The sequence below is a fragment of the Bacillus sp. MYb209 genome (genome assembly GCF_002975175.1).
In the GTDB taxonomy this organism is placed as follows: domain Bacteria; phylum Bacillota; class Bacilli; order Bacillales; family Bacillaceae_G; genus Bacillus_A.
The window spans coordinates 1-14844 of the sequence record NZ_PCNZ01000036.1 but is presented as its reverse complement, the minus strand read 5'-3'; the positions used below and the strand labels follow the sequence as shown (position 1 = coordinate 14844).

Annotated in this window: 15 protein-coding genes and 2 other annotated features; of the genes, 6 read left to right on the top strand and 9 right to left on the bottom strand. The window is 38.1% G+C overall.

The window, feature by feature from the left end; genetic code table 11:
* Positions 1 to 17 precede the first annotated feature (17 nt).
* Genes polX through zapA form a run of 3 tightly spaced genes read right to left on the bottom strand, consistent with a single transcriptional unit; the run spans position 18 to position 2602 of the window.
* Positions 18 to 1736 carry a DNA polymerase/3'-5' exonuclease PolX gene (gene polX, locus CQZ94_RS26950; protein ID WP_105587958.1) on the bottom strand — a complete coding sequence of 573 codons (1719 nt, stop codon included), beginning with the start codon at positions 1734 to 1736 and terminating at the stop codon, positions 18 to 20.
* A 55-nt stretch (positions 1737 to 1791) separates the two neighbouring features.
* Positions 1792 to 2331, bottom strand: coding sequence for a CvpA family protein (locus tag CQZ94_RS26945; protein ID WP_002015450.1), 540 nt, complete (start codon positions 2329 to 2331; stop codon positions 1792 to 1794).
* Position 2332: 1 nt separating this feature from the next.
* Entirely contained in the window at positions 2333 to 2602 is a 270-nt protein-coding gene (gene zapA / locus CQZ94_RS26940; protein ID WP_002112165.1) for a cell division protein ZapA, read from the bottom strand.
* A gap of 124 nt (positions 2603 to 2726) precedes the next feature.
* On the opposite strand from zapA, the gene rnhC reads away from it, so the two are divergent.
* Positions 2727 to 3665 (top strand): ribonuclease HIII, encoded by a 939-nt coding sequence (gene rnhC, locus CQZ94_RS26935; RefSeq protein ID WP_105587957.1) that lies wholly within the window; start codon positions 2727 to 2729, stop codon positions 3663 to 3665.
* A 206-nt stretch (positions 3666 to 3871) separates the two neighbouring features.
* Here the strand turns inward: rnhC and CQZ94_RS26930 are convergent, their stop codons facing one another.
* From CQZ94_RS26930 to CQZ94_RS26905, 6 genes are all read right to left on the bottom strand, one after another.
* Positions 3872 to 4006, bottom strand: a complete 135-nt coding sequence (locus CQZ94_RS26930) for a YuzL family protein (protein ID WP_105587956.1) — start codon at positions 4004 to 4006, stop codon at positions 3872 to 3874.
* Between the two features lie 82 nt (positions 4007 to 4088).
* Positions 4089 to 4991 carry an SDR family oxidoreductase gene (locus CQZ94_RS26925; protein WP_105587955.1) on the bottom strand — a complete coding sequence of 301 codons (903 nt, stop codon included), beginning with the start codon at positions 4989 to 4991 and terminating at the stop codon, positions 4089 to 4091.
* Positions 4992 to 5122: 131 nt separating this feature from the next.
* Positions 5123 to 6514: an asparagine--tRNA ligase gene (asnS, locus tag CQZ94_RS26920; protein ID WP_105587954.1), complete on the bottom strand. Its 1392-nt coding sequence runs from the start codon at positions 6512 to 6514 to the stop codon at positions 5123 to 5125.
* Positions 6515 to 6566: 52 nt separating this feature from the next.
* Positions 6567 to 6818: a binding site (T-box leader), on the bottom strand.
* A gap of 344 nt (positions 6819 to 7162) precedes the next feature.
* Positions 7163 to 9583: a phenylalanine--tRNA ligase subunit beta gene (gene pheT / locus CQZ94_RS26915; RefSeq protein ID WP_105587953.1), complete on the bottom strand. Its 2421-nt coding sequence runs from the start codon at positions 9581 to 9583 to the stop codon at positions 7163 to 7165.
* 18 nt (positions 9584 to 9601) lie between these two features.
* A complete protein-coding gene (pheS, locus tag CQZ94_RS26910; protein WP_105587952.1) occupies positions 9602 to 10636 on the bottom strand; it encodes a phenylalanine--tRNA ligase subunit alpha in 1035 nt (344 codons plus the stop codon).
* Positions 10637 to 10679: 43 nt separating this feature from the next.
* Positions 10680 to 10908, bottom strand: a binding site (T-box leader).
* Between the two features lie 62 nt (positions 10909 to 10970).
* The gene (locus CQZ94_RS26905; protein ID WP_142395944.1) at positions 10971 to 11768 is read right to left on the bottom strand and encodes a TrmH family RNA methyltransferase; all 798 of its coding nucleotides are present in this window, start codon (positions 11766 to 11768) and stop codon (positions 10971 to 10973) included.
* Between the two features lie 82 nt (positions 11769 to 11850).
* Here CQZ94_RS26905 and sspI point away from each other — a divergent pair, with 82 nt between their 5' ends.
* The 5 genes from sspI to CQZ94_RS26875 all read left to right on the top strand — a co-directional run bounded on the left by sspI (position 11851) and on the right by CQZ94_RS26875 (position 14764).
* Positions 11851 to 12060, top strand: a complete 210-nt coding sequence (gene sspI, locus CQZ94_RS26900) for a small acid-soluble spore protein SspI (protein WP_088034070.1) — start codon at positions 11851 to 11853, stop codon at positions 12058 to 12060.
* Between the two features lie 325 nt (positions 12061 to 12385).
* Positions 12386 to 12943, top strand: a complete 558-nt coding sequence (locus tag CQZ94_RS26890) for an HD domain-containing protein (RefSeq protein WP_105587950.1) — start codon at positions 12386 to 12388, stop codon at positions 12941 to 12943.
* Positions 12944 to 13111: 168 nt separating this feature from the next.
* Positions 13112 to 13825: a CPBP family intramembrane glutamic endopeptidase gene (locus CQZ94_RS26885; RefSeq protein ID WP_002145450.1), complete on the top strand. Its 714-nt coding sequence runs from the start codon at positions 13112 to 13114 to the stop codon at positions 13823 to 13825.
* 188 nt (positions 13826 to 14013) lie between these two features.
* Complete coding sequence (locus CQZ94_RS26880) at positions 14014 to 14388, top strand: ammonia permease (RefSeq protein ID WP_105587949.1); 375 nt, start codon at positions 14014 to 14016, stop codon at positions 14386 to 14388.
* A 13-nt stretch (positions 14389 to 14401) separates the two neighbouring features.
* Positions 14402 to 14764 carry an ammonia permease gene (locus CQZ94_RS26875; protein ID WP_105587948.1) on the top strand — a complete coding sequence of 121 codons (363 nt, stop codon included), beginning with the start codon at positions 14402 to 14404 and terminating at the stop codon, positions 14762 to 14764.
* The last annotated feature ends 80 nt before the right edge of the window (positions 14765 to 14844 follow it).

Sequence of the window (14844 nt, the reverse complement as noted above, 5' to 3'; positions counted from 1 at the left end):
TGCAGGTCCCCCTTGTGTTACTTATTACGTTTAATATAGTCTAATAAACGTTCAATATCCCATGTGTTAATCACGTTATCTTTTTGAATCCAACCTTTACGTGCTGCCGCTACACCTGTTTCCATATCTTCTAACATTTCAAGTGTATGAGCATCCGTATTAATCGCTACTTTTACACCAGCATCTTGTGCTTGTTTTAATAATTTCGCACTTAAATCTAGACGGTTTGGATTTGCATTTAATTCTAAAACTGTATTTGTTTCTTTTGCGAGCTGGATTAATAAATCTGTATCTACATCGTAACCCTCGCGGCGCCCAAGAAGACGTCCTGTCGGATGAGCAATCATCGTGACATGCTCATTCTCAAGTGCAGTGCGAAGACGTTTCATAATCGTTTCACGGTCTTGTGAGAAGCTAGAATGAATCGCTCCAATAACATAATCTAGTTCTGCTAATACTTCATCTTCAAAATCAAGTGTCGCATCTGGTAAAATGTCCATTTCAATCCCGCGCAAAATTGTAATGTCTGGATACTTTTCATTCATACGTTCAATTTCTTTCGCTTGTTCACGCAGACGCTCTTTCGTTAAACCGTTCGCTACTTTCAAGTATTGCGAGTGATCAGTAATTGCCATAAATTTATACCCACGAGCACGACATGCTTGTACCATTTCCTCAATTGAAAAAGCACCGTCACTCCATGTTGTATGCATATGTAAATCACCTTGTATATCAGAGAACTGAATTAAGTTCGGATACTCTTTAATTAATTCAATTTCTTTTCCATCTTCACGCACTTCTGGTGGGATGAATGGAAGGCCAAAGTGGGCGAAGAATGCTTCTTCTGTTTCGAATGTTTTCACTTCACCTGTCTCTAAGATTTCCACACCATATTCACTAATTTTCTCGCCTCTATCTTTCGCGATTTGGCGCATTTTTACGTTATGGTCTTTTGATCCTGTGAAATGGTGAAGCGTTGTAATAAACTCTTCTGGTTTTACAAGACGGAAATCAATTGAAATATCATATTCATATTGAAGACGAACAGATACCTTCGTATCCCCGCTCGCAATCACTTCAATCATATTATCAAATTGTAGTAAATGTTCACGTACTACTGCTGGCTCTGTCGTTGCAATGATAAAATCTAAGTCCTTCACTGTCTCACGAACACGGCGCAAACTACCAGCGCGTGAGAAGCGAATTACTTCAGCAACATTCGACAATTTCTCCTCTATTTCCCCGGCAATAGGCAATACCATCGCAATTGGTAAACGCTCTGGACGAGAGCCTACTTGATCAATTGCTTCTAATATTTTCTCTTCTGTTTTCTTACCGAATCCCGCTAAAGCTTGTACTTTATTTTCTTCACAGGCTTTTTGCAATGTTTCCATATCAATAACACCAAGCTCTTTATACAACTTCGCTACTTTTTTGCCACCAAGCCCTGGTAATTTTAATAACGGTAATAAGCTGCTCGGTACTTCTTTTTCAAGCTCCTGTAATACTTCAGATGTTCCCGATTCTATATATTCTTGAATAACAGCCGCTGTTCCTTTTCCGATGCCTGGAATCTTTGTAAAATCTTCAATTTCAGAAAGACTGCGATCGTCGCTTTCTAGCGCTGCTGCCGCTTTACGAAATGCTGATATTTTAAATGGATTTGCACCCTTTAACTCCATAAAAAGGCCGATTGTCTCTAATAATTTAATAACTTGTTTTTTATTTATTTTCATGATTCTCCCGCCTTTCGTTCATAGAAAAAAACTCCTCTTTCTGAAAAAAGAGAAGTTATACTCTGCTACCTGTCTGCCATAGTTCCTTCACCTTTTCAGAAAGAATCGGTGTATCGTCTACAATTATTTTGCTAATTGATGATTTTTGTAATGGTGTTTGTATTTGTTCAATTGGAAGAATTGATCCAACAATAATTAAGACAAACAGAATGATATACACTTCTAAAAAGCCAAGAAGTGCCCCAGCAACCGCATTGACTTGCTTTAAAACTGGGATTTCTGCAAACATATTCAGTAAATTACCAAGTAGTGAAAGTGCGATTTTTGTAATAATAAATAATACAATAAACGCAATTGCTTGATAGAAGACACCCTCAATATTATTCGCATCTATCCATTCGGGAACAGACACATTCTTATCAAATGGATACGGAATAATTTTCGCAAGTGCTGGCGCTAAATCTTTACAGTACCAGTATGCAACGAGGTATGCGATAATAAAGCTTGTTAACTTTACAAGTTGCAAAATAAATCCTCTGCGTAAACCGAGGAAAAATCCCATAACAAGCAATAAAATGATAATAATATCAATCATGTTATTCAATTCCTTTTTGTGTCATACTTTCTTTCAATTTCTCATGTTCTTCTTTTAATTTTATGTAATCGTGTATGACGTTTACCGCCGTCAATACCGCTAGTCTACTCGTATCAAGCGAAGGATTCTTGGCATTGAGTTCGCGCATTTTATCATCCACAATCGCTGCTACCATGCGGATATGACTTGTACTTTCATCGCCAACAACTGAATATTGTTGACCATATATTTCTACATTAATTCGACTTTTATTTCCCTTTTGTTGTGACAACTCACCGGCCTCCAATCACGTACAGAATCCTAAAGTTTATCATACCATGAACCATCATAATATGGAAACAGAAAGAACAATCCGATATGATAAAAATAACAATATTAAAAAAGGAGCGACCATTTTGTCAAATTCTATCGTAATACAGACAAGTTCTAGTGCAATTGAAGACATGAAACAACAGTATAAACAAGCGCTTAGCCCGAAAATTCCGCAAGGCGGTGTCTTCATGGCAAAGGTACCATCTTGCACGATTACAGCATATAAATCAGGCAAAGTAATGTTCCAAGGGGGCCGTGCCGAAGCAGAGGCCGCTCGTTGGCAAACTGTCTCTCAAACACCAAAATCAGCTGTAAAAAAATCGGCCAATTCGCACCAATATGCACCACCTTCTTCTATTGGCACAATGTCGATTTTAGGGTCCGATGAAGTAGGTACTGGAGATTTCTTTGGACCGATGACAGTTGTTGCTGTATATGTGGATGCAAAGCAAATTCCACTTTTAAAAGAACTTGGTGTAAAAGACTCCAAAAACTTAAACGATGCTCAAATTACTGAAATTGCAAAACAACTCCTTCACGTTGTTCCTTATAGCTCTCTCGTTCTTCATAATGAAAAATATAATGAGCTATTTGATAAAGGAAACAACCAAGGTAAACTGAAAGCTTTACTACACAATAAAGCCATCACAAACTTATTAGCAAAAATCGCACCTACAAAACCAGAAGGTATCTTAATCGATCAATTTACACAACCTGATACATACTATAAATATTTAGCGAAACAAAAACAGGTACAGCGTGAAAACGTTTATTTCGCTACAAAAGGCGAAAGTGTCCATTTAGCAGTAGCTGCTGCTTCTATTTTAGCTCGTTACTCATTCGTAAAACAGTTTGACGAACTAAGCAAAAAAGCTGGTATGCCACTTCCAAAAGGTGCTGGTAAACAAGTTGATATCGCTGCTGCTAAATTAATTCAAAAGCTTGGTAAAGAACGATTGCCTGAATTTGTAAAACTGCATTTTGCTAATACGGAAAAGGCGTTTCGTTTGTTGAAAAGATAACTACTTTTTAGTATCGACAGGATATGGATGAACTAAACAAGGCGAAAAGAATTGAATTCTTTTCGCCTTGTTTGAATGAAAAATGGGTAAATAGGATCTCACACGTTCCTATTTTCGTCGCATATCAATATATTTCAATTTCAGCCGATATACATTCATTTACTATTCACCTAAAAAAGAGAGTCTCCATGACTCCCTTTTTATGTTTAACTTCGCTTCTGTTTCTTATTTGATGAAGGTACTTTATGAGAACCCGTTTCATGCGTAGTTGTTCCTTGTCCTTCCACCTCTGGAGAACCTAGGCTTGATCTAGAATGATCTGTTTTCACTTTTTTACTCATTGCACTCACCCCCAAGCTTACTTTTTACTTAAGGGTAAAAAACTATTCAACATAACAATCTGAACAGACACTCGCTACTCTTTTACTCTCGTGTCTGTTTTTCACTAATGTCCCATAGACGTTTTGCGGCATCCTTATCCAAGGCGGCTTCAGACGTTTTTCCTATTTGCTTATCGGCATAGTAACAGCCACTATGGTCAATGAATCGATTTGATTCTGCTAGCCATATTAAAGTTTCAGCACCTTCCTCGGGTGTACGAGAGAAAGGTTTCATTGCTGCCATAGTTAAGCGAGCAACCAGACCATTGTCCTGGTTAAAATTCGTATCCACTAGCCCCGGGTCAAAGCTATAAGCACTAACACCCGTTCCCTCCAACCGCTGTGCCAATTCAGAGGTGAATAAAATGTTAGCTAGTTTTGTTTGCGCATAACGCATTGTAGGACCGCCCATGAACTTCTTAACACCGAGATAAAGTTGTTCTGCATCTAGATCACCGAAATCAATTCCCTTTTTAGCCATTTTGTGACCGTGAGATGCAGTGGTAATGACACGAGCAGGAGCACTTTCTTTTAAACGCTCCAACAACAAATTAGTGAGTAAGAATGGACCTAAATGGTTTACCGCCCAGGTCATCTCCAAACCGTCCTCCGTAAGCTTCCTTGTTTGAAATAAAGCACCAGCATTATTCACTAATATATCTATTCTCGGACACCTTTCCAAAATATCAGTAGCTACCCGGCGTATAGATTGTTGGGAAGCCATATCAGCTAAAAATAGATCTATCATCGCATCCCCATTCGTTACATCCTTAATTTGAGCAATAGCAGCATTCGCTTTTTCCTCGTTACGTGCAATGATTCCTAGTTTGGCACCGCGCTCTGCAAATGCCTTAGCTGCCGCTAATCCAATACCACTTGTTGCACCAGTAATCACCACATACTTGTCATGCAGTGTCCACTTTGTATGACTTGGAATCTCCCCCATCGAGCCAAAACCCCTTTCCCTTGCCCATAAATATTTCATTCGTTTTACTATATGTGAGATACGAACGTACCTATGAACAACATTTTTCCAAACAAAAAAAGCGAGAGCAGTTGCTCTCGCTTTTTTTGTTTTTAGAATTCAGAAGAACCTGGAGTTCTTGGGAATGGAATTACGTCACGGATGTTAGCCATACCAGTGATGTACATTAGGAAGCGCTCGAAACCTAGACCGAATCCAGCGTGTTTTGTACCGCCGTATTTTCTAAGTTCTAAGTACCACCAGTAGTCTTCTTCGTTCATACCTAATTCTTTAATTCTGTCTACTAAAACGTCCATTCTTTCTTCACGTTGGCTACCACCGATTAATTCACCGATGCCAGGAACTAGAAGGTCAGTAGCAGCTACTGTTTTACCATCTTCGTTCATACGCATGTAGAATGCTTTAATATCTTTCGGATAGTCAGTTACGAATACAGGGCGTTTGAAGATTTCTTCTGATAAGAATCTTTCGTGCTCTGTTTGTAAGTCAATACCCCATTCTACTGGGTATTTGAATTCAGCACCTGATTCTTGAAGCACTTTAATTGCTTCTGTGTATGTGATACGACCGAAGTCAGAGTTGATTACGTTGTTCATGCGCTCTAGAACTGTTTTATCAACGAAACTGTTGAAGAAATCCATTTCTTCTGGTGCATGCTCTAGTACGTATTTCATTGCATATTTCAGCATATCTTCTGTAAGATCCATTACATCGCCTAATTCAGCGAATGCAATCTCAGGCTCAACCATCCAGAACTCAGCTGCGTGACGAGTTGTGTTTGAGTTTTCTGCACGGAATGTAGGTCCGAATGTGTACACATCACGGAACGCTAATGCATAAGCTTCAGCATTCAGCTGTCCACTTACTGTTAAGTTCGTTTCTTTGCCGAAGAAGTCTTTTGATTCATCAACTTGTCCGTCTTCACCTTTTGGTACGTTGTTTAAATCTTGCGTTGTTACGCGGAACATTTCACCTGCACCTTCTGTATCACTACCAGTGATAATCGGTGTGTGAACATGTACAAATCCACGCTCTTGGAAGAATTGGTGAATTGCAAATGCTGCGATAGAACGCACGCGGAATGTTGCTGAGAATGCATTTGTTCTTGGACGTAAGTGAGCGATTGTACGTAAGTATTCAAACGTGTGACGCTTCTTTTGAAGTGGGTAATCAGAATCTGATAAGCCCTCGATATCAATTTTTTCTGCTTTAATTTCAAATGGTTGCTTCGCTCCAGGTGTTGCAATTACTTTACCTTCTACTTTAACTGAAGAGCTTAGTGGAAGCTTTGCAATTTCTTTGAAGTTCTCTAATTCTGTATCGAAAACGATTTGAACACCTTTGAAGAAGCTACCGTCGTTTAATTCGATGAAACCAAATGCTTTTGAATCACGTAAGTTACGAATCCAACCCGATACTTGTACTGTTTGATCTGCGTATTTATCTGTATCTCTATACAGACTTTTTACTAATGTGTTTTCCATAGTAAAATTCTCCTTTGCTGATATATTTAAATACAAAAAAACCTTTCATCCATAAAGGGACGAAAGGTTAAACTTCGCGGTACCACCCAATTTGTCATAAAGACCAACTTTAACTCGTATGTAATACATACTTCCCGGTTTGTAACAGGCCGGATTCCCGTCTAAGTCTACTCTTGAATACAAGTTTCAATTTCGGTTAGCAACTCCAAGGTGTTCTTCACATATACCGCCTCATCAGGCTCTCACCGTCCCTGACTCGCTTTGGATTATAGTATATACTACTTTTCCTTATCATCGTCTTTCGTTTTGTTAAACTAAAATTAATGTACTACATTCGAGGGAAAGATGCAAGATGCCTTGATATATATCAGCGATTTTTATAATTTATCGACCACAACTTCAAATTTATCGGCGATTCGACATAGAATATCGACTTACCGGCATCTTTCAACAACCATTCTAATAAAAAAACTGCCGGGAAAATTCCGGCAGCTGTTTTTATCCCGCATTAACGGGCAGTAAAACTCCCACCTCAAACTTTTGCTGTAGCAAAGGAGCTAGGTGGAAGATTAACTGCCTGTAAAAGCCCGATTGGTGTGGGCTAATAATCAGAGGGGATGACTCCCCTCTGATTAAAGTTTCACTTTATTACTTACGTAACTCCGCACCAAATTTTTCTTCTACCGCTGTTAATACACGGCTATGTGCTTCTGTTACTTCTTCGTCTGTTAATGTACGTTCTGCATCGAAGTAGTTCATAGAGAATGCAAGTGATTTCTTGCCTTCTTCCATTTTTTCACCTTCGTATAAGTCGAATAGTGTTACTTCTTTTAGAAGTTCTCCGCCAGCTTCAGCAATTACTTGCTTCATTTCACCAGCTTTTGTATTTGTTGTTACGACAACAGCCATATCACGTGTCATAGATGGGAAACGTGGAATTGCTGAGTAGTAAGTTTCCTCGGCGTCTGCACCGAATACTTTTGCAAGAGATAATTCGAATACGAATGTATTTTTCACATCTAATTGTTTTTCTGTTTCCGGGTGCAGTTGACCGATGAATCCGATTGCTTCACCATCTAATACGATGTCAGCTGTACGGCCTGGGTGCATACCTTCACGTTTTGCTGGTGCATAAGTGATTTGGTTTGCAACGCCCAGTACGTCGAATAATCCTTCTAATACACCTTTAACAACGAAGAAGTCTACAACTTTCTTCTCACCTTGCCATGCATGGTGAAGAGCAAGACCTGTCATAACACCTGCAAGATGTTGTTCTTCTTTCGGAAGTTCTCCTGCCTCTGTTGGTAAGAAGATAGAACCTACTTCATATAATGCAACGCTGTCGTTTTTACGTGCAACATTGTATGAAACTGCTTCTAACAATTGTGGCACTAAGCTTAAACGAAGTTGGCTACGCTCTTCGCTCATTGGAAGCGCAAGATTGACAGGGGCTTTTTCGTTCGGCTCAACCATATATTGTTTCGCTTTGTCAGCACTTGTTAATGAATATGTGATTGCTTCATATAAACCAGCACCTTCTAAGAAGCGGCGTACTTTACGACGTTTCGTTTGCGCTGATGTTAATTTACCACGTGTCATCGTTCCAGCAGGTAATGTAACTGGAATGTGATCATAACCGTACAGACGACCTACTTCTTCTACTAAGTCTTCTGAAATTGTAATGTCAGGACGACGTGCTGGTACATTCACATGGAATGTTCCTTCTACTTCTGTGAATGGGAATTTTAAGTTTGTGAACATTGTACCCATTTCACTCGCAGAAATATCTGTACCTAATACACGGTTTACTTTCTCAGCTGTAACAGATACTGTACGTTCTTGTACTTGTAAGTTATCAGCTTCTACTACACCTTCAAGTGCTTCTCCGCCAGCGTATTTTGCCATTAAAGCAGCTGCGTGTTGAATTGCTTCAAATGTACGTGTTGGGTCGATTCCTTTTTCAAAACGTGCACTTGATTCGCTACGAAGACCTAAGTCTTTTGATGTACGGCGCACTGTTTGACCTGCAAAGTATGCAGACTCAATTAGAACGTTTACTGTCTCGCTATCAACTTCAGAATCCGCTCCGCCCATTACACCAGCAACAGCTAATGCTTTTTCACCGTTTGTAATAACAAGGTGGTGGCTTTGTAACGTACGTTCTTGAGCATCTAATGTTTGAATCTTTTCGTCTTCTTTAGCTAGGCGAACAACGATTTCTTTTGAACCTAATTTATCGTAATCGAATGCATGTAACGGCTGACCGTATTCCATTAAAATGTAGTTTGTAATATCAACTACGTTGCTAATTGGACGAATGCCAGCTGCCATAAGGCGAGTTTGCATCCACATTGGTGATGGACCAATCTTTACGTTCTTCACCATTTTTGCAATATATAACGGATTTTCTTCTTTCGCTTCTACACTTACAGAAATGTAATCAGATGTTTTTTCTTCTGTTTCTTGTAAGTTGATAGCTGGAAGTTTCACTTCACGACCATAAATAGCAGCGACTTCATATGCAACACCTAACATGTTTAAGCAATCTGCACGGTTTGGTGTTAAACCAAGCTCAAGTACTTCATCATGTAAATTTAAAATTTCAAGTGCATCTGCACCAACTTCAGCAGCACTTGGGAAGATGAAGATACCGTCTGCATATTCTTTCGCAACGAGTTTCCCATCAATACCAAGCTCTTGAAGAGCACAAACCATACCGTGAGAAGCTTCCCCGCGTAGTTTTGCTTTTTTAATTTTGAAGTTACCAGGAAGTACAGCGCCAACTTTTGCAACTGGTACTTTTAAACCTTTTGCAATGTTAGCAGCACCACAAATAATTTGAACTGGCTCTTCTTCACCGATGTCGATTAAGCATTTGTTTAATTTATCAGCTTCTGGGTGTTTTTCACATTCTAATACGTGACCAACTACAACACCTTTTACACCTTTATTTAATAATTCAACACCTTCTACTTCAATACCACTTTTCGTGATTTTGTCTGCTAGTTCTTGTGCTGTTACATCTTTAATATCTACATACTCTTGTAACCAACGATATGATACGAACATATTTATCCTCTCCTTCCCTTACGCTCGTTTGAATTGTTGTAAGAAACGTACATCATTTGTATAGAAATGACGAATGTCGTCTACGCCGTATTTCAACATTGCGATACGCTCTGCGCCCATACCGAATGCGAAACCTTGATATTCTTTTGAATCATAACCAGCCATTTCAAGTACGTTCGGATGAACCATACCTGCGCCTAAAATTTCAATCCAGCCAGTCCCTTTACAAGTACCGCAACCTTTACCGTGACACATCATACAAGAAATATCCATCTCTACAGATGGCTCTGTGAATGGGAAGAAACTTGGACGAAGACGGATTTCACGATCTTCACCGAACATCTTCTTCACGAAAACTTGCAGTGTACCTTTTAAGTCACTCATGCGAATGTTTTTATCAATTACAAGACCTTCAATTTGCATGAATTGGTGTGAATGCGTCGCATCATCGTCATCGCGGCGATACACTTTACCAGGACAAATAATTTTGATTGGGCCTTTTTCTTTGTTATTTTCCATCGTACGTGCTTGCACAGAAGATGTATGCGTACGTAGTAACGTTTCTTCTGTAATGTAGAATGTATCTTGCATATCACGCGCTGGGTGATCTTTCGGTAAGTTTAATGCTTCGAAGTTGTAGTAGTCTTTTTCTACTTCTGTTCCTTCAGCTACTTCATAACCCATACCGATGAATACATCTTCAATTTGTTCAACAACTGATGTTAACGGATGGTGACAACCTGTTTCAACAGGACGACCTGGCAGTGTAACATCAATTGTTTCAGTAGCTAATTTTGCTTCGATTACTGCTTTTTCTAAGTTGCTAATTTTGTCTTCTAGACGCGTTTGAATCGCTTCACGTACTTCATTTACTAATGCTCCCATACGTGGACGCTCTTCTGCTGATAATTTTCCCATGCCGCGTAATACTTCTGTAATTGGGCCTTTTTTTCCTAAATACGCTACGCGTACGTCGTTTAAGCCCTTTAGCTCTTTCGCTTCTTCAATAAGCTCTAACGCTTTTTGCTTTAGCTCTTTTAAACGTGCTTCCATTTGGAACCCTCCTAATTTTAAAAATAAAAAAACCTCGCTCCCAAAAAGGGACGAGGTAAATTCGCGGTACCACCCTAAATTGACAGAACAAGTCTGCCCACTCATTAGTTATAACGATCAATTCTGACCGGAACGCCTTTACATATAAATGGTCCTGGCGCCAACTCCAGAGGTGAATTCACTTCCATCTACCATAAGAATGCTTTCAGTCTACGGCACTCTCTCCCTATATGGCGATTTTGTAAGCTACTCTTCTCTATCAACGTTTTTCGTTATTTAACTTTTATTGTATGTTCATTACAAACATATACTTCAACTTATTATAAGAAGTTTTTTATTTGTTCGCAACTGGGCTTTGTAAATAATAAGTTAAAATCCCTGCTGCAACCGCAACATTTAATGATTCTGCCCCGCCGTAAATCGGAATATACAAGTTTTGATCACTTTTCGCAAGAATTTCTTGGCGTACGCCGCTTCCTTCATTTCCTACAATTAATGCAAAACTTCCAGCCGGGGTTACTTCACCAAATGGAACTCCATTTTCAAGAGCTGTTCCATATACAGGGACGTTATTTTCTTTTAACTTGTCTACCCATTCTTCTAAGTTCCCTTTTACAACCGGTAAGTGGAAAATAGAACCTTGTGTAGATCGTAGTACTTTACTATTATAAACATCAACGCACCCTTCTCCAAGCACAACGGCATGAATACCAGCTGCATCAGCTGTACGAATAATCGTTCCCAAATTACCTGGGTCTTGAAGGCCGTCTAATAAAAGAAATTTCCCATCAGTAAGAGCTACTTCTTTCTCATGTTTCTCACAAACAGCAAATACACCTTGCGTTGTTTCTGTTTCGCGAAGTACTTTTACAATTGCTTCAGGCACGATATACATTTCAACATCATTAACTGTCCAATCTTTCGGTAAGTCCGTCTGATCCGAAGCGATAAGTTCTGTTACAACTCCTGCCTTTAAAGCTTCCTCTACTAAGTGGAACCCTTCAACAAAGAACAACCCTTGCTTATCGCGTTCTTTTTTCGTTTGCAGCTTTTTCCACTGCTTCACACGCGGATTTTGTACTGAATCAATGTTTTTCATAATATGTAATTCCCTCTCTTCTTGTCTTATCATTATAGCCTATTTTTCATACATATTTACATAAAAAAGAACAAAAACTAACGTCAGTTTCAATTCTGAAGAAGAGGTGAAAGTGATGAATTTTAATCTACGCGGCGCTGTGTTAGCGAATGTATCTGGAAATTCACAAGATCAATTACAAGAAACGATTGTCGATGCAATTCAAAGCGGTGAAGAAAAAATGCTTCCAGGTCTTGGTGTTTTATTCGAAGTCATTTGGAAAAATGCTGATGAAAATGAAAAACACGAAATGTTAGGAACACTGGAGCAAGGATTAAAAAAATAAGCAATAAAAGGTCACCTTAGAAAAAACTAAGGTGATCTTTTATGTCTATAAAATTTTTCTTCTCCTAAACATTTCTACTTTACTAACGCTACTTGATGGAGTACAATGTTCAAAATACATTTAAACCGATCGATTTTCTTCATATACACCATTAGATAAAGTGAAACTTTAATCAGTGGGGTTTTGTCCATCCCCACTGATTATTAGTTGAACCAATCGGGCTTTTACGGGCAGTCAATCTCCTACCTAACTTCCTCGCATTCGCCAAATTTTGAGGTGGGAGTCTTACTGCCCGTTAAATCGGGATAAAAGGAGTGAATGTTTTATGCACCGTATTACGCTTGAACAAATTTTCAAACATCACATTACACAAAAATACGTAAACCGTTCTGGAATGGTCCACGCGATTGCTGTCGCTTACCATGCGTTTCACTTAGCTAAAAAGTATCACGCCTCAGTCGATGCTGCGACAAAGGCTGGCTTCCTTCATGATATCGGACATCACACATGGTACAGTGAGGGAGAATGGGACTATGACTTGTATAAAAAGAATGATATACATGCGATTAAAGGAGCAGAAAGAGCTCATAAATTATTAATCCGATTAGGAGAACATCCGAAGCAAGCAAAAGAAATTTCTGTTGCAATTCTATTGCACACTGATTCTTTCTTAGTAGAACAAACACTTGAGAGAACTCCACTTCAAAACATTATTAAATGGGCAGATGAAGCAGACGAAGAGCCAGGCGGAGCACACCATTACCGAACTATTTCTTATGAAAAAGCACTAAAAGCAATGCAGCAGTTAGATCGATTGGTAGAGCGTGAATTGCAAATAGAGCAATCGAAATCGAATAACAAAACAGAACATAGTTATCAATGAGAAAGAGGCATCACTACAGAGTGATACCTCTTTTATTATTTTTACTAATCATGTAACAAGAAGTGCAATTTTAAAAATTCTAACTTTGTATGTAATATTTGAGCATAACATTATAAATAATAATACCTTATAATTACATATAAGAATATAAAAGAGGTGATTTTATACATGCAATCCACTACACAACTTCCATATGAACAGAAACACTCCATGTCATGGGGGCAATTTATTAGCTCTGTCTTATTTGCTTTTTTTGGAACCGGACTTATCACTTTATTTCTAGCATTACCTTTAATGATTTATACAGCTGGTCTCACAAATAAAAAGCAAATAGCCTTATATGATTCTATTGCAAATACTACAAGTATCGCATTGCAACTAGGGATTTTATTGTTCTTCATTTTTAAATACGAACCTGCAAAAAGACTATTACTAGAGGCATTTAACTTTAGGGCACTCAAAGAATGGCGTACATACATATACTTGCTCCTTTTTTTCGCGTTAAATATTCTTCTTAATTTCATCATGTTAAATTATGTATTCCAAGACGCAACGAAACAACAATCTTCTGCACTAAACTTAGAAGTTTTTAATCAATATCAAACATTACTACTTATTGGCTTTGCAATACTCACACCAATTTTTGAAGAACTCATTTTCCGTGGCTTCATACTTCGCTTCTTATCAGAGCGTTTTCCATTTTGGATTGCAGCAGTCTTAACGAGTTTCTTCTTCGGTATCGCACACACATACTCACTTGGAGTAATGGTAATCACCTTCTTCATGGGACTTTTAATGGCTATTCTATGTAAGAAAACAAATTCTATTATTCCAGCTATGCTATTTCATATTATGAATAATATGTTCGCCTTTTTAGTATAAAGAGAGGTATCATCCCGATACCTCTCTTTACTCTTTTATAACAACTTCAAAATCTTCTTCTGTTAACACTTTTCGATCATTCGTATCGTTACTACTAATTTCTATCAAATTATATATATTTATTAATAATATCCAAAATAAACCTCATGTAGTAAAATATAACTTGATTAATATAAAGGAGTTTACATATGTTCAGTATTATTTGGATGCTTTTTATGCCACTTCTCTTATTATGCGGAATTACTGGTGGTATTTTTTTAGTAGTAACCGGAATTATTCATCGTAAATCCCTTGCTATCTTAGTGGGGATTATTTGCTTCTCATTCGTTATAATGCCTTTTATTTTTTTGAACAAAGGTATAAACGGAGAGAACGTTCTTCATATTCCAACTGTTCTATATTGGATGTTTTTCTCTCTAGCTGGTTTATTAACAGGAATCAATGGGGCACGTTCAAAAATTAATAGTATACGCAACATGGGATTTATTATTTTCTCGATAGGACTGTTCGCAGCTATTTGTTGGCAGCTCATGTCTATGCCTGATTCATTTTTCATTCGTTAAGGAGTTATTACACATGGAATCTACCGGATTATTTATTTGGCTTATCTTAGCCCCTATTTTATTGTTATGTGAAATCATCGTTGGTATTTTTTTAATTGCTGCCGGAATTAAATATCGTAAATTACTTACCATTATAGCCGGATTGATTAGCGTATTATTTATCGTTGTTCCTGTCATTTGTATAGGAATCGGAATAGATTTAGAGCAAAAACTCCTAATTTCAGGAACTTTATATTGGAGCTTCTTCCTTTTAGCTGGACTATTGGCTATTATAAGCGGGAGACAATTAACACATATTCGTTCTATGGGGATAATTTTGTTTATAACGGGATTATGCTCTTTGACTGCTTATCATCTTTTATATCTAACTACATAAACCAAATAGAAAAGCAGGGGAATTATAATCTGTACCCTTTGTAAAGGACATTTTGAAAAAAGTTAGGCAACATCAAGAAG

What these genes read in the sequence shown, in the direction of transcription:
- CQZ94_RS26875 (WP_105587948.1), top strand. Translation starts at nt 14,402, where the DNA reads ATGGAATCTACCGGATTATTTATTTGGCTTATCTTAGCCCCTATTTTA.
- CQZ94_RS26930 (WP_105587956.1), bottom strand. Translation starts at nt 4,006, where the DNA reads ATGAGTAAAAAAGTGAAAACAGATCATTCTAGATCAAGCCTAGGTTCT.
- sspI (WP_088034070.1), top strand. Translation starts at nt 11,851, where the DNA reads ATGAATTTTAATCTACGCGGCGCTGTGTTAGCGAATGTATCTGGAAAT.
- CQZ94_RS26880 (WP_105587949.1), top strand. Translation starts at nt 14,014, where the DNA reads ATGTTCAGTATTATTTGGATGCTTTTTATGCCACTTCTCTTATTATGC.
- pheT (WP_105587953.1), bottom strand. Translation starts at nt 9,583, where the DNA reads ATGTTCGTATCATATCGTTGGTTACAAGAGTATGTAGATATTAAAGAT.
- CQZ94_RS26890 (WP_105587950.1), top strand. Translation starts at nt 12,386, where the DNA reads ATGCACCGTATTACGCTTGAACAAATTTTCAAACATCACATTACACAA.
- CQZ94_RS26885 (WP_002145450.1), top strand. Translation starts at nt 13,112, where the DNA reads ATGCAATCCACTACACAACTTCCATATGAACAGAAACACTCCATGTCA.
- pheS (WP_105587952.1), bottom strand. Translation starts at nt 10,636, where the DNA reads ATGGAAGCACGTTTAAAAGAGCTAAAGCAAAAAGCGTTAGAGCTTATT.
- polX (WP_105587958.1), bottom strand. Translation starts at nt 1,736, where the DNA reads ATGAAAATAAATAAAAAACAAGTTATTAAATTATTAGAGACAATCGGC.
- CQZ94_RS26925 (WP_105587955.1), bottom strand. Translation starts at nt 4,991, where the DNA reads ATGGGGGAGATTCCAAGTCATACAAAGTGGACACTGCATGACAAGTAT.
- CQZ94_RS26905 (WP_142395944.1), bottom strand. Translation starts at nt 11,768, where the DNA reads ATGATAAGACAAGAAGAGAGGGAATTACATATTATGAAAAACATTGAT.
- asnS (WP_105587954.1), bottom strand. Translation starts at nt 6,514, where the DNA reads ATGGAAAACACATTAGTAAAAAGTCTGTATAGAGATACAGATAAATAC.
- CQZ94_RS26945 (WP_002015450.1), bottom strand. Translation starts at nt 2,331, where the DNA reads ATGATTGATATTATTATCATTTTATTGCTTGTTATGGGATTTTTCCTC.